Origin of the sequence: Pseudomonas sp. S09G 359 (genome assembly GCF_002843605.1) — a bacterium.
GTDB lineage: Bacteria > Pseudomonadota > Gammaproteobacteria > Pseudomonadales > Pseudomonadaceae > Aquipseudomonas.
This window is the reverse complement of the sequence record NZ_CP025263.1, coordinates 5,905,987-5,925,692: the sequence shown is the minus strand read 5'-3', so window position 1 is coordinate 5,925,692 and position 19,706 is coordinate 5,905,987. Positions and strand designations below refer to the sequence as shown.

18 protein-coding genes are annotated in these 19,706 nt (G+C 61.2%); 13 read left to right on the top strand and 5 right to left on the bottom strand.

The annotated features are described in order from the left end of the window. Nucleotides 1-80: 80 nt before the first annotated feature. From CXQ82_RS27185 to CXQ82_RS27175, 3 genes are read left to right on the top strand one after another with little or no spacing between them, the layout of a single operon-like run. The gene (locus tag CXQ82_RS27185) at nt 81-587 is read left to right on the top strand and encodes a (2Fe-2S)-binding protein (RefSeq protein WP_101273097.1); all 507 of its coding nucleotides are present in this window, start codon (nt 81-83) and stop codon (nt 585-587) included. Further along, the gene (locus CXQ82_RS27180; protein WP_101273096.1) at nt 584-1,573 is read left to right on the top strand and encodes a xanthine dehydrogenase family protein subunit M; all 990 of its coding nucleotides are present in this window, start codon (nt 584-586) and stop codon (nt 1,571-1,573) included. The genes CXQ82_RS27185 and CXQ82_RS27180 overlap by 4 nt, the downstream gene beginning before the upstream one ends. Beyond that, on the top strand, nt 1,570-3,753 hold the full coding sequence (locus tag CXQ82_RS27175; RefSeq protein ID WP_101273095.1) for a xanthine dehydrogenase family protein molybdopterin-binding subunit: 2,184 nt from the start codon (nt 1,570-1,572) through the stop codon (nt 3,751-3,753). Before CXQ82_RS27180 ends, CXQ82_RS27175 begins: the two co-directional genes overlap by 4 nt. Before the next feature lie 155 nt (nt 3,754-3,908). Here the strand turns inward: CXQ82_RS27175 and CXQ82_RS27170 are convergent, their stop codons facing one another. Beyond that, nucleotides 3,909-5,147, bottom strand: a complete 1,239-nt coding sequence (locus CXQ82_RS27170) for an MFS transporter (RefSeq protein ID WP_101273094.1) — start codon at nt 5,145-5,147, stop codon at nt 3,909-3,911. 317 nt (nt 5,148-5,464) lie between these two features. On the opposite strand from CXQ82_RS27170, the gene CXQ82_RS27165 reads away from it, so the two are divergent. From CXQ82_RS27165 to CXQ82_RS27155, 3 genes are read left to right on the top strand one after another with little or no spacing between them, the layout of a single operon-like run. Beyond that, a complete protein-coding gene (locus tag CXQ82_RS27165) occupies nt 5,465-6,904 on the top strand; it encodes a cytochrome ubiquinol oxidase subunit I (protein WP_101273093.1) in 1,440 nt (479 codons plus the stop codon). A 1-nt stretch (nt 6,905) separates the two neighbouring features. Then, nucleotides 6,906-7,913: a cytochrome d ubiquinol oxidase subunit II gene (gene cydB / locus CXQ82_RS27160; protein WP_101273092.1), complete on the top strand. Its 1,008-nt coding sequence runs from the start codon at nt 6,906-6,908 to the stop codon at nt 7,911-7,913. A gap of 12 nt (nt 7,914-7,925) precedes the next feature. After that, a complete protein-coding gene (locus CXQ82_RS27155; RefSeq protein WP_010562540.1) occupies nt 7,926-8,093 on the top strand; it encodes a DUF2474 domain-containing protein in 168 nt (55 codons plus the stop codon). 56 nt (nt 8,094-8,149) lie between these two features. On the opposite strand, the gene CXQ82_RS27150 is transcribed toward CXQ82_RS27155, so the two are convergent. Further along, the gene (locus CXQ82_RS27150) at nt 8,150-9,274 is read right to left on the bottom strand and encodes a methyltransferase (RefSeq protein ID WP_101273091.1); all 1,125 of its coding nucleotides are present in this window, start codon (nt 9,272-9,274) and stop codon (nt 8,150-8,152) included. Nucleotides 9,275-9,435: 161 nt separating this feature from the next. Further along, nucleotides 9,436-10,146, bottom strand: coding sequence for a LuxR family transcriptional regulator (locus CXQ82_RS27145; protein ID WP_101273090.1), 711 nt, complete (start codon nt 10,144-10,146; stop codon nt 9,436-9,438). 385 nt (nt 10,147-10,531) lie between these two features. Here CXQ82_RS27145 and CXQ82_RS27140 point away from each other — a divergent pair, with 385 nt between their 5' ends. After that, a complete protein-coding gene (locus tag CXQ82_RS27140) occupies nt 10,532-11,308 on the top strand; it encodes a ferredoxin--NADP reductase (protein WP_101273089.1) in 777 nt (258 codons plus the stop codon). Between the two features lie 48 nt (nt 11,309-11,356). Here CXQ82_RS27140 and mscL read toward each other — a convergent pair whose 3' ends face one another. Next, nucleotides 11,357-11,773, bottom strand: a complete 417-nt coding sequence (gene mscL, locus CXQ82_RS27135) for a large-conductance mechanosensitive channel protein MscL (protein ID WP_056858221.1) — start codon at nt 11,771-11,773, stop codon at nt 11,357-11,359. A 287-nt stretch (nt 11,774-12,060) separates the two neighbouring features. Here mscL and katB point away from each other — a divergent pair, with 287 nt between their 5' ends. From katB to radA, 3 genes are read left to right on the top strand one after another with little or no spacing between them, the layout of a single operon-like run. Then, the gene (gene katB, locus CXQ82_RS27130; protein ID WP_101273088.1) at nt 12,061-13,602 is read left to right on the top strand and encodes a catalase KatB; all 1,542 of its coding nucleotides are present in this window, start codon (nt 12,061-12,063) and stop codon (nt 13,600-13,602) included. 59 nt (nt 13,603-13,661) lie between these two features. Then, complete coding sequence (locus tag CXQ82_RS27125) at nt 13,662-14,201, top strand: ankyrin repeat domain-containing protein (RefSeq protein WP_101273087.1); 540 nt, start codon at nt 13,662-13,664, stop codon at nt 14,199-14,201. Nucleotides 14,202-14,236: 35 nt separating this feature from the next. Next, the gene (gene radA, locus CXQ82_RS27120) at nt 14,237-15,604 is read left to right on the top strand and encodes a DNA repair protein RadA (protein ID WP_101273086.1); all 1,368 of its coding nucleotides are present in this window, start codon (nt 14,237-14,239) and stop codon (nt 15,602-15,604) included. A 129-nt stretch (nt 15,605-15,733) separates the two neighbouring features. Here radA and CXQ82_RS27115 read toward each other — a convergent pair whose 3' ends face one another. Beyond that, nucleotides 15,734-16,102, bottom strand: coding sequence for a PilZ domain-containing protein (locus CXQ82_RS27115; protein ID WP_101273085.1), 369 nt, complete (start codon nt 16,100-16,102; stop codon nt 15,734-15,736). 174 nt (nt 16,103-16,276) lie between these two features. Between CXQ82_RS27115 and CXQ82_RS27110 the strand changes: the two genes are divergently transcribed. The 3 genes from CXQ82_RS27110 to yjiA all read left to right on the top strand — a co-directional run bounded on the left by CXQ82_RS27110 (nt 16,277) and on the right by yjiA (nt 19,663). Next, on the top strand, nt 16,277-18,343 hold the full coding sequence (locus CXQ82_RS27110; RefSeq protein ID WP_101273084.1) for a carbon starvation CstA family protein: 2,067 nt from the start codon (nt 16,277-16,279) through the stop codon (nt 18,341-18,343). A 15-nt stretch (nt 18,344-18,358) separates the two neighbouring features. Continuing rightward, nucleotides 18,359-18,556: a YbdD/YjiX family protein gene (locus tag CXQ82_RS27105; RefSeq protein WP_003194308.1), complete on the top strand. Its 198-nt coding sequence runs from the start codon at nt 18,359-18,361 to the stop codon at nt 18,554-18,556. Nucleotides 18,557-18,703: 147 nt separating this feature from the next. Next, a complete protein-coding gene (yjiA, locus tag CXQ82_RS27100; RefSeq protein ID WP_101273083.1) occupies nt 18,704-19,663 on the top strand; it encodes a GTPase in 960 nt (319 codons plus the stop codon). Nucleotides 19,664-19,706 lie beyond the last annotated feature (43 nt).

Here is a 19,706-nt window from a genome sequence, read left to right as displayed (position 1 = left end):
CTCAATACCCCGGGAAGTCGTACCCCTGAGACGGCGATTTCCCTGAACGCCGCGGATGTACACCAACCCGTGAGGTGTTTATGAGCGCGACCCCCAATGGCGCGGCGGCCCAACCGTTCGTCGCCCACCCGATACGCTTGACCCTGAATGGCCAAGAACGCCAGTTGGACGTGTTGCCCTGGACCACCTTGCTCGACCTGTTGCGCGAGCAACTCGACCTGGTGGGCAGCAAAAAAGGCTGCGACCACGGCCAATGCGGCGCCTGTACCGTGTTGCGCGATGGCAAACGGGTAAACGCCTGCCTGACCCTCGCCGTGATGTGCGACGGCGCCGAACTCACCACCATCGAAGGGCTGGCCAACGGCGACCAGTTGCACCCCATGCAGCAGGCGTTTATCAATCACGACGCCTTCCAGTGCGGCTACTGCACCCCCGGCCAGATCTGCTCCGCTGTAGGCCTGGCGAATGAGGGCCGTGCGAAAAGTACTGCAGAGGTCCAGGAATTAATGAGCGGCAACCTGTGCCGCTGCGGTGCCTACAGCAACATTCGCGATGCCATCGAAGATGTGTTGGGAGGTGGGCAATGAACCCCTTCCATTACAGTAAGCCCACCGATGTACATGATGCGGTGCACCTGAGCAGCGCGGCGTCGCGCTTTATCGCCGGTGGCACCAACTTGCTGGACTTGATGAAAGAAAACATCAGCCGCCCCGAACACCTGATCGATATCACCGGCCTGCCGCTGCATCAGATCGAAGCAACCGCCGAGGGCGGCCTGCGCATCGGTGCACTGGTCAGCAACGCCGACCTGGCCTGGCACCCGTTGATCGAACAGCGTTACCCGTTGCTGTCCCAGGCCATCCTGGCCGGCGCCTCGCCGCAACTGCGCAACATGGCCAGCACCGGCGGCAATCTGCTGCAGCGCACCCGTTGCTACTACTTCTATGACGCCGCCGTGCCGTGCAACAAACGCGAGCCCGGCAGCGGCTGCCCGGCGCGTACCGGGTTGAACCGTATCCACGCCATCCTCGGCGCCAGCGAACAGTGCGTGGCCACGCACCCGTCGGACATGTGCGTGGCCTTGGCCGCCTTGGAGGCACGGGTGCACGTGGAAGGGCGTGGCGGCGCACGCATCATTGAGTTTGCCGACTTCCACCGCCTGCCCGGCGATGCGCCACAGCGCGACAACCAATTGGCCGACGATGAGCTGATCACCGCCATTGAATTGCCTGCCGACCACCTGGCGCGCCACAGCCACTACTTGAAAATCCGCGACCGTGCGTCCTACGCGTTCGCCTTGGTGTCCGTTGCCGCCGCCCTCGAATTGGACGGTGACAGGATTGTCGACGCACGCCTGGCCCTCGGCGGCGTAGCACACAAACCCTGGCGTGACCGCGCGGTGGAAGCCTCGCTGATCGGCCAGGCGGTGAGCCGCGAAACCTTCAGCAACGCCGCCGACGCCTTGCTGCAAGACGCAGAAGCCCTGGAGCACAACGGCTTCAAGATCAAGCTGGCGCGTCGCGCGATCATTCGCGCGCTTAGCGATGCCGCTGTCGCAGGAGAACAACCATGACCGCCATCGGCAAACCCCTGGACCGCGTTGACGGTCTGCTCAAGGTCACCGGCCAGGCGCGTTATGCCGGTGAGTTTCCCGAGGCAGGCCTGCTGCATGGCAGCGTGGTCTCCAGCACGATCGCCAAGGGCCGCGTGCTGCGCATCGACGCCTCCCAGGCATTGGCCCTGCCGGGCGTAGTGGCCGTGATCGATCACCGCAACCGCCCCCAAATCGCCAGCTACGACGATGCCTTCGCCGATGCCGATGCGGCGGATGGCTCGCCCTTTCGCCCGCTGTATAACGATCGCGTGCTGTACAGCGGCCAGCCCCTGGCGCTGGTCGTGGCCGATAACCTGGAACTGGCACGGCACGCCGGCTCGCTGGTCAGCATCGAGTACGAAACCGAAGGCTTCGAGACCGATTTAATCGCCCAGCAGGCGCAGGCGCACCCGTCGCCGCAAACCCCGCCGAAGCCGCGCGGTAACTTCCAGGCCGAATGGGCCGCCGCCGCCGTCAGCCTCGATCTGCACTACAGCACCCCCATCGAACACCACAACCCGATGGAACCCCACGCCAGTACGGTGCTGTTTCAACCGGACGGCACGCTGCATATCCACGACAAGACCCAAGGCCCGCAGAACTGCCAGGCCTATGTGCAAAAAGTCTTCGGCCTGGATAAAAGCCAGGTGCGCATTTTTGCTGCGTTCGTCGGCGGGGCTTTCGGTTCCGGGCTGCGCCCGCAGTATCAATTGCCGCTGGCGGTGATGGCTTCCCTGGCACTCAAGCGCTCGGTGCGCGTCACGCTCACCCGCCAGCAGATGTTCACCTTCGGTTATCGCCCGCGCACTTTGCAGCGCTTGCAGATGGGCGCGGCGGCCGATGGTCGGCTGCTCGCGTTGGGGCACACCGCCGTCGGCCAGACTTCGCGTTTCGAGGATTTCAGCGAACACGTGGTGGAATGGAGCGGCATGCTCTATCACTGCGACAACGTGCAGTTGACCTACAAACTGGTGCCGCTGGACGTATTCACCCCGCTGGATATGCGCGCGCCGGGCGCCGCCCTGGGCGTGATCGGCCTGGAGTGCGCCATGGATGAATTGGCCTGCGCGCTGGGCATGGACCCGGTGCAACTGCGGCTGATCAACTATGCCGAGCGCAACCAGAACGAAGACAAGCCCTGGTCCAGCAAAGCCCTGCGCGAGTGTTATCGCGAAGGCGCCGAGCGTTTTGGCTGGAGTCAGCGCAACCCGGAACCGCGCAGCATGCGCGATGGCCGCCAGTTGATTGGCTGGGGCATGGCCGGCGGTGTCTGGGAAGCCATGCAAATGAAGGCCAGCGCCAAGGCCCGCATCGATGCGCAAGGCAAGCTGACGGTCAGCAGCGCCACCACCGATATCGGCACCGGCACCTACACGGTCATGACCCAGATTGCCGCGCAGGCCAGCGGCGTGGCGATGGCCGACATCAGCTTTTTACTCGGCGACTCGTCCTTACCCACCGCGCCGCTGCAGGGCGGCTCTTTTACCGTGTCGTCGGTGGGCACTGCCGTGCAGCAAGCCTGCGAAGCCTTGAATGCCAAGTTGCTGACCATCGCCCGGCAGACGTATCCGGTATTCCAGGAGGCTGAAGCCGTGCGTTTCGAAAACGGCCAGTTGCATACCGGTGATGTGAGCGTGTCGTTGGCGCAACTGGTCAAGGACAGTGGCGAAGACGCTTTGGAGGTGCAGGTCGACAGCGAGCCCGACAAAAAGCGTGAAGGCTATGCCACGGCCACCCATTCGGCGGTGTTTGTGGAGGTTCAGGTAGATGAGGACCTGGGCACGATCAAGGTGCGTCGGGTCGTCAGTGCGATAGCGGCTGGGCGTGTGGTCAACCCCAAGATGGCCCGCAGCCAGATTCTCGGCGGCGTGGTCTGGGGCATCGGCATGGCCCTGCATGAAGAAACCCAGGTCGACCATACGCTAGGGCGTTACATGAACCACAGCCTGGCCGAGTACCACATCCCGGTAAATGCCGATATCGGCGACATTGATGTGGTGTTCGTCGAAGAACACGACGAGATCGTCAACGCCCTTGGGTCCAAGGGCGTGGGGGAGATTGGCATTGTCGGCGTGGCGGCGGCGGTGGCGAATGCGATTTACCATGCCACCGGCAAGCGGGTGCGGGAGTTTCCGATCACCTTGGATAAGGTGTTGTAACCCGGTCTTGCAAACGCATAGGTATCAAAGTGTGGGAGGGGGCTTGCCCCCGATAGCGGAGTGTCAGTCGACATCTAATTGACTGAACCACCGCTATCGGGGGCAAGCCCCCTCCCACATTGACTGTATTCCAGCATCAGATTCGGTGGTGGGGCTCAGACCTTGGTTTCTTCCACCGGCACATGCATGCGGTCGCGGTTGGCCAACGTCGGGAACAGCTTGATCCACACCCCAGTCACCACCAGTGTACCGATCCCGCCCATGACCACGGCGGGCACGGTGCCGAACCAGTGGGCGGTAATCCCCGATTCGAACTCGCCCAGTTGGTTGGACGCGCCGATAAACAGGCCGTTGACCGCACTGACCCGGCCGCGCATTTCATCCGGGGTTTCCAACTGCACGAAGGAGGCACGGATCACCATGCTGATCATGTCCGCCGCGCCCAGCACCACCAGCACCGCCAGGGAGAACCAGAATGACGTGGACAGGCCGAACGCGATGGTCGCCACGCCGAATACGCCCACAGCGGTGAACATCACGCGGCCTACATGGCGGTCCACCGAGAACCGCGCGAGCCACAATGACATCAACAACGCCCCCACCGCCGGCGCCGAACGCAGCAGGCCCAGGCCCCAGGCGCCGGTCAGCAGGATGTCCTTGGCGAACACCGGCAGCAGCGCCGTGGCGCCGCCCAGCAGCACCGCAAACAGGTCGAGGGAAATCGCCCCGAGGATGTCCGGGCGGCTGCGAATAAAGCGGATGCCGGCCAGCAACGAGTCCAGGGTGGCCTTGCCTTTGTTCAGTGGAGTCTGGCGGGCGGGCAGGTTGAGGGTCAGCACGCAGGCGATGATGTACAGCACCACGGTCGGGCCATACACCCACACGCTGCCGAAGGCGTAGAGCAAGCCGCCAAGGGCCGGGGCCACGATGGTGGCCAGTTGCTGGGCCGATTGCGACGAGGCCACGGCCCGCGGGAACAGGGCGCTGGGCACGATGCTCGGCAGCATGGCCTGGGTGGTGGGCATCTCGAAGGAGCGCGCGGCGCCGAGCAGGAAGGCGAGGATAAAGATCATTTCGCGGGTCACGTTGCCAGTCAGGCCGCCGATGGCCAGGGACAGTGCGATCAACGCCTGCACGGTCTGGCAGATGGCGGCGACCTTGCGCCGCTCGTAGCGGTCGGCAACATGCCCGGTGTGCAGCATGAACAGCACGCGAGGCACGAATTCCACCAGGCCGACCAACCCCAGGTCCAGCACATTGCCGGTCAGTTGGTAGAGGTTCCAGCCAATGGCCACGGTGAGCATCTGGAAGCCGCTGGCGGTAAAGATCCGTGCCAGCCAGAACGCGATGAAAGGGCGGTGGTGACGCAACAGCAACGCAGGTTCACTAGGCATCGGGAATTCTGGTCAGGGCCGGAGGGAGCGCCGAGATTATCACTAAGTTGTAACAGATAGTTGCAACAACTGAGCTGAGGCAGTCTGTCACGCGGCAAAAGACCACGCCGACCAACATCGAAAATGGGACTACTCTTTCAGCAATGCTTGATCCAGATCAAAACCTCCGTGGGGATTGCTCTGGCGGCCGCAAGGCCAGAATCCCTACGTGGCTGGTAAAAAAAGAAACGAATTGAAATTCGCCACACTCCATATCCGTGGGGGCAGTGGGTGCAGGCTCCCGCCAGCAGCCGGTATTACCTGACAGAGGAAGACTTATGTTCGGTTTGGAGGCGCTAGATCTCGCCCGAATTCAATTCGCATTCACCATCTCGTTCCACATCCTGTTCCCGGCGATCACCATCGGCCTGGCCAGTTACCTCGCGGTGCTGGAGGGCTTGTGGCTCAAGACCCACAACGACACTTACCGTGACCTCTACCATTTCTGGTCGAAGATCTTTGCCGTCAACTTCGGCATGGGTGTGGTCTCCGGGTTGGTCATGGCCTACCAGTTCGGCACCAACTGGAGCCGCTTCTCGGACTTCGCCGGCGCCGTCACCGGGCCGCTTCTTACGTACGAAGTACTTACGGCCTTCTTCCTTGAGGCCGGTTTCCTCGGGGTGATGCTGTTCGGCTGGAACAAGGTGGGGCGCAAGCTGCACTTCTTCTCCACCGTGATGGTGGCCGTCGGTACGTTGATCTCGACGTTCTGGATTCTCGCGTCCAACAGCTGGATGCAGACGCCCCAGGGCTTTGAAATCATCGACGGGCGTGTGATCCCTACCGACTGGCTGGCAGTGATCTTCAACCCGTCCTTCCCCTACCGCCTGATGCACATGGCCACGGCGGCCTTCGTTGCCACGGCGTTTTTTGTCGGCTCCTCGGCGGCCTGGCATTTGCTGCGCGGCAAGGACAACCCGGCGATCCGCAAAATGCTGTCCATGGCAATGTGGATGGCGCTGATCGTCGCGCCTATCCAGGCGGTGATCGGTGACTTCCACGGCCTCAACACCTTGAAGCACCAGCCGGCGAAAATCGCCGCGATCGAGGGCCACTGGGAAAACAAAGGCGATGAGCCTACCCCGCTGATCCTGTTTGGCTGGCCGGATATGAAGGCCGAAAAAACCAAATACGCCGTCGAGATCCCGTACCTGGGCAGCCTGATCCTCACCCACTCCCTGGATAAACAGGTGCCGGCGCTCAAGGAGTTCCCGCCGGAGGACCGCCCTAATTCGACCATTGTGTTCTGGTCGTTCCGGGTCATGGTCGGCCTGGGCTTCCTGATGATCTTCACCGGGTTGTTCAGCCTGTGGCTGCGTCGTGGCGACAAGATGTACACGTCCAAACCGTTCCTGTACCTGGCCTTGTGGATGGGGCCGTCCGGCCTGATCGCGATTCTGGCCGGCTGGTTCACCACCGAGATCGGCCGCCAGCCGTGGGTGGTCTACGGCTTGATGCGCACGGCGGATGCGTCGTCCGGGCATAGCCTGGCGCAGATGACCATCACCCTGGTGCTGTTCGTGGTGGTGTACTTCGCGCTGTTCGGCGCGGGCTTGGGCTACATGATGCGCCTGGTGCGCAAAGGGCCTCAGACCCACGAAGGCAGCGAACCCACGCACGGTGGTCCTGGCCAGAAACGCACGCCGGCTCGGCCTTTGTCTGCGGCCGATGACGGCAGCGATGACGACCAAGCCCACATCCAGCACAAGGGGAATTGAGATGGGTATTGATCTTCCGCTGATCTGGGCCGTGATCATCATCTTCGGCATCATGATGTATGTGGTCATGGACGGCTTCGACCTGGGCATCGGCATCCTCTTTCCGTTTATCCCCGGCAAAGTCGACCGTGACGTGATGATGAACACCGTCGCGCCGGTATGGGACGGCAACGAAACCTGGCTGGTACTCGGCGGCGCAGCGTTGTTCGGCGCGTTCCCGCTGGCCTATTCAGTGGTGTTGTCGGCGTTGTACCTGCCGCTGATTTTGATGCTGATCGGGCTGATCTTCCGTGGCGTGGCCTTCGAGTTCCGTTTCAAGGCCAAGGACCACAAGCGTCACCTGTGGGACAAGGCCTTTATCGGCGGCTCGCTGGCGGCGACGTTTTTCCAAGGCGTGGCGCTCGGCGCGTTTATCGACGGCATCCCGGTGGTCGACCGCCAGTTTGCCGGTGGCTCGCTGGATTGGCTTACACCGTTCACGATGTTTTGCGGTGTGGCGTTGATCGTGGCGTATGCCTTGCTCGGCTGCACCTGGCTGATCATGAAAACCGAAGGGCCATTGCAGGAGAAGATGCACGACCTGGCGCGGCCGTTGGCTTTCGTGGTGCTGGCGGTGATCGGTATCGTGAGTATCTGGACGCCACTGACGCACCCGGAAATCGCTTCGCGCTGGTTCACCCTGCCGAACCTGTTCTGGTTCCTGCCGGTGCCGATCCTGGTGCTGGTGACCATGTACGGGCTGATTCGCGCGGTGGCTCGCAATGCGCACTACACGCCGTTCCTGCTGACGCTGGTGCTGATCTTCCTCGGCTACAGCGGACTGGGGATCAGCCTGTGGCCAAATATCATTCCGCCATCGGTGTCGATCTGGGACGCCGCCGCACCACCGCAGAGCCAGGGCTTCATGCTGGTCGGCACGTTGTTCATCATCCCGTTCATCCTGGGTTACACCTTCTGGAGCTACTACGTGTTCCGCGGCAAGGTCACCCACGAAGACGGTTATCACTAGGAGGGTCGTTGCATGTCCGGCAAACCTACGTTGCACGAGATCGAACAGGCCGAAAAGCAGCCGTTGTGGCGGCGCCTGGGGTGGCTGGCGATGATCTGGACCGGCAGTGTGCTGGCCCTGTTTGTCGTGGCCAGCCTGATGCGCATGTTTATGAATGCGGCCGGCCTGACCACTCACTGACATCCCGATCCGGGCTATGCAGCCCGGTTTTCAAGCCCTCGTCATGAGGGCTTTTTTTATTTGCGCGCCTTGAGGATGACGAACTTCGGCGTGGTGGCGACCTGCTCGACACCGCGGAACAAACGCGCCAGTTTGGTGTGATAACCCAGGTGGCGGTTGCCGACTATATAGAGTGCGCCGCCGACTACCAGCGCAGCCCGGGCTTGCTGGAACATGCGCCAGGCGAGGAAGTCACCGACCACCTGCTGCTGGTGGAAGGGCGGGTTGCACAACACCACGTCCAGCGAATCGGGCTCCTGGCCCGCCAGGCCATCGGCGGCGCGCACACTCACGTCGCGCGCGCCGAGGGCGGCTTGCCAGTTCTCCAGGGCCGACTGCACGGCCATGTACGACTCGTCCACCAAGGTGTATTGCGCGTCGGGGTTGTGCAGCGCGCTGGCAATCGCCAGCACGCCGTTGCCGCAACCCAGGTCGGCTACGCGTGCGCTGCCGAGGTTTTTCGGCAAGTGCGGCAGGAACGCGCGGGTGCCGATGTCCAGGCTTTCGCGGCAGAACACGTTGGCGTGGTTCAGCAGTTCGATGGCGGGAGCGTCCAGCGTGTAGCGCGTCGGGTAGGGCGAGACGGCCGTGGGGCGATCTTCAACGGTGGCGATCAGCAGCCGGGCTTTTTTCACCGCCAGCGAGGCCTGCATCGGGCCGATGTAGCGTTCAAGCAACTCACCTGCTGCCCGGGGCAGGTGCTTGACCATCGCCCCCGCGATCACCTCGGCGCTCGGCGCCAGTTGGCCTTGCAGGCGAATCAGTTGTTCTTCGAGTAACGCCAGGGTCTTGGGCACGCGGATCAGCACGCGGTCGAACGGGCCGGCGGGCACCTGGCTGGCGGGGATGAACGGCACGGCATCAAAGGCCTTGCCGTTGCGCACCAGGTTTTTTTCCAGGCCTTGGGCGGCGAGGAATGAGTCGCCGCTGGACGTCACCTGCGCATGGCCTTGCAGGCTGGCCGCCAGCGCGCCGAAGCTGTCATTGAGTACCAGCACGCGGGTGGTGGCGCTCGGTTGCTGTTCGGCGAGGTGGCTGAGCAGGTACTCGTCAGCGGCGTCGAAGGCTTGCAGCGGATCGTTATGTTGCTCTGGCTGGCGGATCAGATCGAGCTGGGCGAAGGGGCTGTCGAGCAGGGGCATGGCGGGGGAGGCTCTGGGTAATCGATGGGGGCTCGGCAGTCGTCTGCGCAAGCGTCTGAGTGCACTACGGGCGGCACCCCTGGGGGGCTGCTCAGCACTCAGAGCGAGTGGCAAATGTTACTTTTTTTCCAGAGGGATTACATGCGGTGTTTCAACGATGCTTAAAACAAGCCCGCTTTCGAGGCACAAAGCACGGCGGCGATCTTGTTGTTAACCCCCAGCTTCTTGAAGCAGCTGCAGATATGAAAGCCCACCGTGCGTTCGGACAGGCACATGATGGTGGCGATATCTGCCGCGGTCTTGCCCATGGCCGACCACTTGAGGACTTCCGTTTCACGCGAGGTCAATGTGCTGGCCGGGTTGATGCTGGGGGTGCCGGCAAACGTGCGCACTACGACCGCATGCAGCGCGTGGCACAACCACAATACCTGGCCGGCCTTTTCGTACAACTCCTCCGGGCTGACTTCGCCTTTACTGCGCCCAAGGGTCAGCATGCTGAACACGCCCTGGAAATCATGCACGGCTTGGGTCCAGCCCAGATGCACGCCATATGATTGGGCTAAAGACCATAGGTTAGGTGCGTCTTTAAATGCTTTTTCCTCCCATACAAGCGGCAATACACAACGCTTGCAATGTTTGACAACCGGATCAACTTCATAAAAGCGTGCTTGGTTGTAGAGGTTATTCCATTCGTCGGGATAGTTGTTGATGTGGATGGGCTTCGTTTGGTTATTCGGTAGTTGAGTACTCATTGTGAATGAACAGTATTGGAAGCCGAGTGCGTAAGTGTGGTTGACGGCCATATCGAAAAGGCTGGTGGCCTCGCTTTCGCCTTCCAGCTTGGGGAGTCGTGTGTTGCGCCAGGTAAGCATTGGTAACTCTCCATGGGGGTTCTCCGTGACATGGGATACGTCCTGAATTCCCAAAGTTGCACGGAAATGATTGTAGGACATGAGCCACAAGGCAGAATGAAATTTTTGTTATTTGTCGAAGGTAATTAATGACTTTTCGACAAGGTGGTTAGTTTGCCTGGTGAGGCGTTACTTTTTTTCTTATGGTTTTTTAGTGAGTTAACGCATTTAATCAACGCAAATTAAACATTATGTTTGTGTCTCTGATAATGGAGGTAATAGCTAATTGATTTGTAATGCTATTGAACTGCCATTGTTGGGCTTGCATGGGATGCCACTACAAACCACCGGTGTTTCTGCGCGCGACTTTGAGGGACACTAGGCCCCTCGTAGAACGGAGCCCCCCATGACCGCCAGCGCTGAGAAATTCACCCGCCAGACCTTGCTCGATGTGCAATCGCTGACCCCCAGCCTGTTTACGTTGCGCACCACCCGCGACCCGGGTTTCCGGTTTACCGCCGGCCAGTTCGTACGCCTGGGCGTGACCAAAGCCGATGGCAGCACGGTGTGGCGCGCTTATTCGGTGGTGTCCTCGCCCTTTGATGAGCACTTGGATTTCTTCTCGATTGTGGTCCCTGGCGGGGAGTTCACCAGTGAGCTGAGCCGCCTGCGGGTGGGCGATACCTTGCTGGTGGAACGCCAGGCCACCGGGTTCCTCACACTGAACCGCTTCGTCGATGGTCGCGATCTTTGGCTGTTGGGCACCGGCACCGGGGTGGCGCCGTTTTTGTCGATCCTTCAGGATTTCGAAGTCTGGGAGAAATTCGAGCGCATTGTCCTGGTGTACAGCGCGCGGGAAGCCCAGGAACTGGCCTACCAGTCGCTGATCAAGGAGCTGGGGCAGCGTGAGTACCTGGCCGAGTACGCACACAAACTGACTTACATCCCCACCGTCACCCGTGAGCAACACCCCGGCGCCTTGAATGGGCGCATTACCACATTGATCGAAAACGGTGAGCTGGAGCGCGCTGCCGGCGTGGCGCTGACGCCCGAGCATTCGCGCGTGCTGATTTGCGGCAACCCGCAGATGGTCGATGACACCCGCCAGTTGCTCAAGCAGCGCGACATGCAACTGAGCCTCAGCCGCCGCCCTGGCCAGGTGGCCGTGGAAAACTATTGGTAATAAAAAAGGCGCCTCAAGTGGGCGCCCTTTTTGCCAAGCCTGTGCCGGTTAAAGCGGCTTGTCGTTCTGTGCCTTGAGCAGATCGCGGATCTCACCCAGCAGCAGTTCTTCCTTGGTCGGCGTTGGTGGCAAGCTCGGTGCCACGGCCTCTTCACGCTTCAGGCGGTTGATGGCTTTCACGCCCATGAAGATCGCAAACGCGACAATCACAAAGTCGATCACGCTCTGGATGAACTTGCCGTACGCCAGCACCACCGCAGGCACATCGCCTTGCGCTGCCTTGAGCGTTATCGCCAGGTCACCGAAGTCTACGCCGCCGATCAGCAGGCCAATGGGCGGCATCACCACGTCGCCTACAAACGAGGAAACAATTTTGCCGAAGGCGGCGCCGATGATGATACCGACGGCCATATCGACCACATTACCTTTGACCGCGAAGGCCTTGAACTCACTGATCACGCCCATAGGTTATTCCTTGTTACAGATGAGAAGGGTGGGGCTCAGTGTAAGTCAGTCATAGCGGGCTTGCCCGTCACAACCGGCAACACTGTTAATTTTTATCGACACATTAAATCGCAAATAGTTTGCAAAGTGCCACCAATCGCGCGCGAATTACGCGTCATTTCAGTGGGTTACCACACTATTTTATTAATCGGCCTGGTACGGTTTTTCTATTTATCTTCTGACTCTAGGGTCACTAGCCTCTGGCAAGCACAACTGAATGTGCACTAAAAAAACCAGAGGAAAACTTGATGAAAACCCCTACACGCCGTGGGCCCGTTTCAGCGCGATATGCGTTGGTTCTGGCAACCGCCAGCCTGCTTTCCCTGTCCGTACACGCCGCCAACCTGACCCGCGATAATGGCGCTGCCGTCGGCGACAACCAGAACTCCCAGACCGCCGGCGCCAATGGCCCGGTGCTGCTGCAAGACGTGCAGTTGATCCAGAAGCTGCAACGTTTCGACCGCGAGCGCATCCCTGAGCGCGTCGTGCATGCCCGTGGCACCGGTGCCCATGGCACGTTTACCGTCACGGATAACCTCAGCGACCTGACCAAGGCCAAGGTGTTCGCCGCCGGCGAGGCCACCCCGGTGTTCGTGCGTTTTTCTGCCGTGGTGCATGGCAACCACTCCCCGGAAACCCTGCGTGACCCGCGCGGCTTCGCCACCAAGTTCTACACCGCCGACGGCAACTGGGACCTGGTGGGCAATAACTTCCCCACGTTCTTTATTCGCGACGCGATCAAATTTCCCGATATGGTCCACGCGTTCAAGCCCGACCCGCGCACCAACCTGGATGACGACTCACGCCGCTTCGACTTCTTCTCCCACGTTCCAGAGTCCACCCGCACGCTGACCGAGCTGTATTCCGACTCCGGCACTCCGGCCAGCTACCGGGAAATGGACGGCAATGGCGTGCACGCCTACAAGTTGATCAACGCCAAGGGCGAGGTGCACTACGTCAAGTTCCACTGGAAGAGCCTGCAAGGCATCAAGAACCTCGACCCCAAGCAAGTCACCGAAGTGCAGGGCCGTGACTACAGCCACATGACAAACGACCTGGTCACCCACATCAATAAGGGCGATTTCCCCAAGTGGGACCTGTACGTGCAGGTACTCAAGCCGGAAGACCTGGCCAAGTTCGACTTCGACCCGCTGGACGCGACCAAGATCTGGCCGAATGTCCCCGAGCGCAAAGTCGGGCAGATGGTGCTGAACCGCAACCCGGCGAACGTCTTCCAAGAGACCGAGCAAGTGGCCATGGCCCCGGCTAACCTGGTGCCGGGCATCGAGCCGTCCGAGGACCGCCTGCTGCAAGGCCGGGTGTTCTCCTACGCCGACACGCAGATGTATCGCCTGGGCGCCAATGCCCTGCAATTGCCGATCAACGCCCCGCGGGTCACCGTCAACAACGGTAACCAGGATGGCGCGATGAATTTCGGCAAGACCACCAGCGGCGTGAACTACCAGCCAAGCCGCCTGGAAAACCGCGAGGAACCGCAAACCGCGCGTTACAGCCAGTCGGCGCTGGCGGGCAGCACCCAGCAGGCGAAGATCCAGCGTGAGCAGAACTTCAAGCAGGCCGGTGATTTGTACCGCTCCTACAGTAAGAAAGAGCGTCAAGACTTGATCGAAAACTTCGGTGGCTCGCTGGCCACCACCGATGACGAGAGCAAGCACATCATCCTGTCGTTCCTCTACAAAGCCGACCCGGAGTACGGCACCGGCGTTGCGAAGGTTGCCAAGGGTGACCTGGCGCGCGTGAAGGCGCTGGCCGACAAACTCAACGACTGATCCGTTGGTTATGGTCGATGCCCGGTGTGGGCATCGGCCTTTTGGCAGGAGAGAAAACCATGCGTATTTCTATCGGTTTGCTGCTGGCCATGCTGGCCTTTGTCGCCCATGCCGAATCCCCTGAGCCGACAGCGCTCAAGGCGCAGCTGCAAGACTATTACTTCGACGCCGCCCGCCGTGGCGACCTCGACATGCTCAACACCTTTATCGATTCGGGCTACAGCCTCAACACCCAGGACGATAAGGGCTACACCGCGCTGATCCTCGCCGCCTACCATGGTGAAAACGCCTACGTAGAGCGCCTGCTCGCCGCCGGCGCCGATGCCTGTGTGCAGGACAAACGCGGCAACACAGCCTTGATGGGCGCGATCTTCAAAGCGGAGCTGAAAATCGCCCAGCGCCTGCTGGCTACCGACTGCAACCCTGACCAACGCAACGGCGCCGGGCAGACCGCCGCCATGTACGCCGGGTTGTTCAAGCGCGTTGAGCTGCTGGATGAACTCAAAGCCAAGGGCGCGGACCTCAACGCCGAAGACCCGATCGGCAACAGTGCTTCACGATTGGCCAGCGGTGAAATCCGGACCCCGGCGTCGCGCTGAGCTATCATCGCGGTTTTTCGGTTGGAGGTTCTCAAATGGCAAAGGCCAAGCGCATGTACGGCTGCACGGAGTGCGGCGCGACCTTTCCCAAGTGGGCCGGCCAATGCACCGAATGCGGCGCGTGGAACACCCTGACGGAAACCATGATCGAAAGCGGCGGCGCCGCAGCCCCCACCGGCCGTGCCGGCTGGACCGGGCAACAGGCGCAGATCAAGACCCTGGCCGAAGTCAGCGTCGAAGAGATTCCGCGTTTCTCCACGGCGTCCGGCGAGCTGGACCGGGTACTCGGCGGCGGCCTGGTGGACGGCTCGGTGGTGCTGATCGGCGGTGACCCCGGCATCGGCAAATCGACGATCCTGCTGCAAACCCTGTGCAGCATCGCCAGCCGCATGCCGGCGCTGTACGTCACCGGCGAAGAATCCCAGCAGCAAGTGGCCATGCGCGCCCGGCGCCTGGGCTTGCCCCAGGACCAGCTGCGGGTCATGACCGAAACCTGCATCGAAAGCATCATCGCCACGGCCCGTATCGAAAAACCCAAGGTCATGGTGATCGACTCGATCCAAACGATTTTCACCGAGCAACTGCAATCGGCGCCGGGCGGGGTGTCCCAGGTGCGCGAAAGTGCGGCGCTGCTGGTGCGGTATGCCAAGCAGAGTGGCACGGCGATTTTCCTGGTCGGCCACGTGACCAAAGAAGGCGCCTTGGCCGGGCCGCGGGTGCTCGAGCATATGGTCGATACCGTGCTGTATTTCGAAGGCGAGTCCGACGGCCGCCTGCGCCTGCTGCGCGCGGTGAAGAACCGCTTCGGTGCCGTCAACGAACTGGGTGTGTTCGCCATGACCGACCGGGGGCTGAAAGAAGTCTCTAACCCTTCGGCGATTTTTCTTACCCGCGCCCAGGAAGAAGTCCCGGGCAGTGTGGTGATGGCAACGTGGGAAGGCACCCGCCCCATGCTGGTGGAAGTGCAGGCGCTGGTGGACGACAGCCACCTGGCCAACCCGCGACGGGTGACCCTCGGCCTGGACCAGAACCGCCTGGCGATGTTGCTGGCGGTACTGCACCGGCATGGCGGCATCCCGACCCACGACCAGGATGTGTTCCTCAACGTGGTCGGTGGGGTCAAGGTGCTGGAGACGGCGTCCGACCTGGCCTTGATGGCGGCGGTGATGTCCAGCCTGCGCAACAAGCCGTTGCCTCATGACCTGCTGGTGTTTGGTGAAGTGGGCTTGTCGGGTGAAGTGCGCCCGGTGCCGAGCGGTCAGGAACGCTTGAAGGAGGCGGCCAAGCACGGCTTCAAGCGGGCGATTGTGCCCAAGGGCAATGCGCCGAAAGAGTCGCCGCCGGGCATAACGATTATTGGAGTCACGCGCCTGGAGCAGGCGCTGGATGCACTGTTCGAATAACCAGCAACACTGCAAAAACCAATGTGGGAGGGGGCAAGCCCCCGATAGCGGTGTGTCAGTGACCTATTTAGTGCCTGACACACTGCCATCGGGGGCAAGCCCCCTCCCACATTTGATTAATGTTGGCTGTTAGATTTCCAGCAGCGCCGCCAACTCGCGGTGCAGTTCTTCTTCATCCCCCAGGTTCAGCTCGATCAGCCTGCGCAAATGGCTGATCGACTCCAGGTCAATGTGCTCGCACACAAACCCAAGCTGGCCATGATCGTCATGGGCCAGCCTGACCTGCATCTGTATATGCGCCTGTGGGTCCAGGCGGATATCCACATCGAACGGCGCCTTGCCATTGCCGCGCCAGTCGTCCGGGCGTTGCACCAGCAAACCCTTGAGCGATAAATCCACCAATTGCACCGGCCAATTCCAGCCGTCTTGCGCGATGGTTGTGCGGGCATCGAAGGCAATACGCCGAAAACGGCGGCGGTCAGACGGGTGCTCGGTCATGGTGAAACCCTCTGTGGATAAAGGGATTGTAGCCTTAAGCCATCAACGGGCATTTATTTCCGCTTTTTTTGCCCCGGCAAGGCTCTAGACCAACGTAGGGGGGTGGTCTTTGGGGCCAACAGCGCTAAACTCGGACTGGCTGTCCTTTCTGTCCACCCTGGCTGGAATATAAAAATGAAAAATAATAATAGCCTGCTACGCCACCTACCCTGGCTGGTGCTGGCAATCGTAGGAGCGTGCGCCCTTGGCGTAGTGGCCTTGCGCCGCGGCGAGGCGATCAACGCCTTGTGGATTGTGGTCGCTGCCGTGGCCATTTATCTGGTCGCGTACCGTTACTACAGTCTGTTCATCGCTAACAACGTGATGCAACTCGATCCACGGCGGGCCACCCCCGCAGTGGTCAACAACGACGGTCTGGACTATGTGCCGACCAACAAACACATCCTTTTCGGTCACCACTTTGCGGCGATTGCCGGTGCAGGCCCACTGGTCGGCCCGGTACTGGCAGCGCAAATGGGCTACCTGCCCGGCACGCTCTGGCTGATTGCCGGCGTGGTGCTGGCCGGTGCCGTGCAGGACTTCATGGTCCTGTTCCTGTCCACTCGTCGCAACGGCCGTTCCCTGGGGGATATGGTTCGCGAAGAAATGGGCCGCATTCCGGGGACCATCGCGCTGTTCGGCTGCTTCCTGATCATGATCATCATCCTCGCGGTGCTGGCGCTGATCGTGGTCAAGGCCCTGGCAGAGAGCCCATGGGGCATCTTCACGGTGATGGCGACTATCCCGATCGCGATGTTCATGGGCATCTACATGCGCTACATCCGCCCGGGCCGCATCGGTGAGATTTCGGTCATCGGCGTGCTGTTGCTGCTCGGTTCGATCTGGCTGGGCGGGCAGATTGCCGCCGATCCTGTGTGGGCCAAGGCGTTCACCTTCACCGGTATCCAGATCACCTGGATGCTGATCGGCTACGGTTTCGTCGCGGCGGTACTGCCGGTGTGGCTGATCCTGGCCCCGCGTGACTACCTCTCCACCTTCCTCAAAATCGGCACCATCATCGCTCTGGCGATCGGCATCCTGGTCACCATGCCTGACCTGAAAATGCCGGCCCTGACCCAGTTCATCGACGGCACCGGCCCGGTGTGGAAGGGCGGCCTGTTCCCGTTCCTGTTCATCACCATTGCCTGTGGCGCGGTCTCGGGGTTCCACGCGCTGATCTCTTCGGGCACCACGCCCAAGTTGCTGGCCAATGAAAGCCATGCCCGTTACATCGGTTACGGCGGCATGCTGATGGAGTCATTCGTGGCCATCATGGCGATGGTTGCGGCTTCGGTGATCGAGCCTGGCGTGTACTTCGCCATGAACAGCCCGGCCGCCATTGTCGGCACCGACGTGGTGACTGTGGCGCAAACCGTCAGCAGCTGGGGTTTTGCGATTACGCCTGAGGCGCTGTCGGCCGTGGCCCATGACATCGGTGAAACCACCATCCTGGCGCGTGCCGGCGGTGCACCGACGCTGGCCGTGGGTATCGCGCAGATCCTGCACAGTGTGCTGCCAGGTGAAAACACCATGGCGTTCTGGTACCACTTTGCGATCCTGTTCGAAGCGTTGTTCATCCTCACGGCGGTAGACGCCGGTACTCGGGCCGGTCGCTTCATGCTGCAAGACCTGCTGGGTTCCTTCGTGCCGGCGCTCAAACGCACCGAGTCCTGGACCGCCAACCTGATCGCGACCGCCGGCTGCGTGGCCATGTGGGGTTACCTGCTGTACCAGGGCGTTATCGACCCACTGGGCGGCATCAACACCTTGTGGCCGCTGTTCGGTATCTCCAACCAGATGCTGGCGGGTATCGCGCTGATGCTGGCGACCGTTGTGCTGATCAAAATGAAGCGCCAACGCTACATCTGGGTGACCATGCTGCCGGCTGTATGGCTGCTGATCTGCACCACCACGGCGGGCTTCATCAAGCTGTTCGACGCGAACCCGGCGATCGGTTTCCTGTCGCTGGCCAAGAAGTACAGTGATGCCCTGGCCAACGGCCAGATCCTGGCCCCAGCCAAGAGCATCGACCAGATGCAGCATGTGATCTGGAACGCCTACACCAACGCAACGCTGACAGCGCTGTTCCTGTTTGTGGTCTTCAGCATCCTGTTCTATGCGCTCAAGGTCGGCGTCGCCGCCTGGGGCAACAAAGAACGTACGGATAAAGAAGCACCATTCCAGGCCCAGCCGGACGCGTAATCGAGGGTTGCAAGCATGTTCAATGACATCAGTCGCCTCGGTAAATACCTCGGTCAGGCCGCGCGCCTGATGGTCGGCATGCCCGACTACGACACCTACGTCGAGCATATGCAAACCAAACACCCGGACAAGCCGGTGATGGACTACAAGGCGTTCTTCCGGGAACGCCAGGAAGCTCGTTACGGCGGCAAGGGTGGGCCCAAGTGCTGTTGACCTGGAGTTCGGGCTGGCAGTGATCCCATGTGGGAGGGGGCTTGCCCCCGATAGCGGTGTATCAGTGGCATATAAATGCCTGGCACACGGCTATCGGGGGCAAGCCCCCTCCCACATTTGTTTTTGTGTTTCTTCAAGGAGAATATTTTGTCCTCTCCCATCCCGGTAACTATCCTCAGCGGCTTCCTTGGCGCCGGCAAGACTACCTTGCTGCGCCACCTGCTCAAGGCCGAGCACGGCCTGAAAATCGCGGTGATCGAAAACGAATTCAGCGACGCCGGTATCGACACCCAGCTGTTAGGCGCAGAGCCGGTGCAAGTCATGACCCTGTCCAATGGCTGCGTGTGCTGCACCATTCACACCGACCTGACCAAGGCCCTCTACCTGCTGCTGGAACGCCTGGACAGCGGCGAGATTGCCTTCGACCGTCTGGTGATCGAGTGCACTGGCCTGGCCGACCCGGCGCCAGTGGCCCAGACCTTTTTTATCGATGAAGACCTGCGCGAGCGCTACATCCTCGACGGCATCATCACCCTGGTGGACGCAGCCCACGCCGAACACCACCTGACCCAGACCATCGCCCAGGCCCAGATCGGGTTTGCCGACCGCCTGCTGGTGAGCAAGCGCGACCTGGTGGACGCCGCCACGTTCGACGCCCTCAGCGAGCGCCTGACCCGCATCAACCGCCGCGCACCGATTCGCGTGGTGGACCACGGCAACATCGACCTGGCCGAACTGCTCGATGTGCGCGGCTTCAACCTCAACGCCGGCATGAGCCTGCGCCCGGTCAGTGCTGCGCCCTCCATCGACCGCATTTCCAGCCTGGTGCTGCGCACCGACCAGCCGCTGGATATCGACCGCCTCAGCGAGTTCATGAACGAACTGCTGGAAGACCACGGCAAGCAACTGCTGCGCTACAAGGGCGTGCTGAATATTGCCGGGGAAGACCGGCGGATGGTGTTCCAGGGTGTGCTGAAACTCTACGGCTTCGACTGGGATACTGAGTGGGCTGAAGGTGAGGCGCGGGAGAGTGTGATTGTGTTTATTGCCGATGAGCTGCCGGAAGACAAGATTCGCGCAGGCTTTGCCAAGGTCTACCAACCCTGACCTGCCTTGAAATGCAATCAAATGTGGGAGGGGGCTTGCCCCC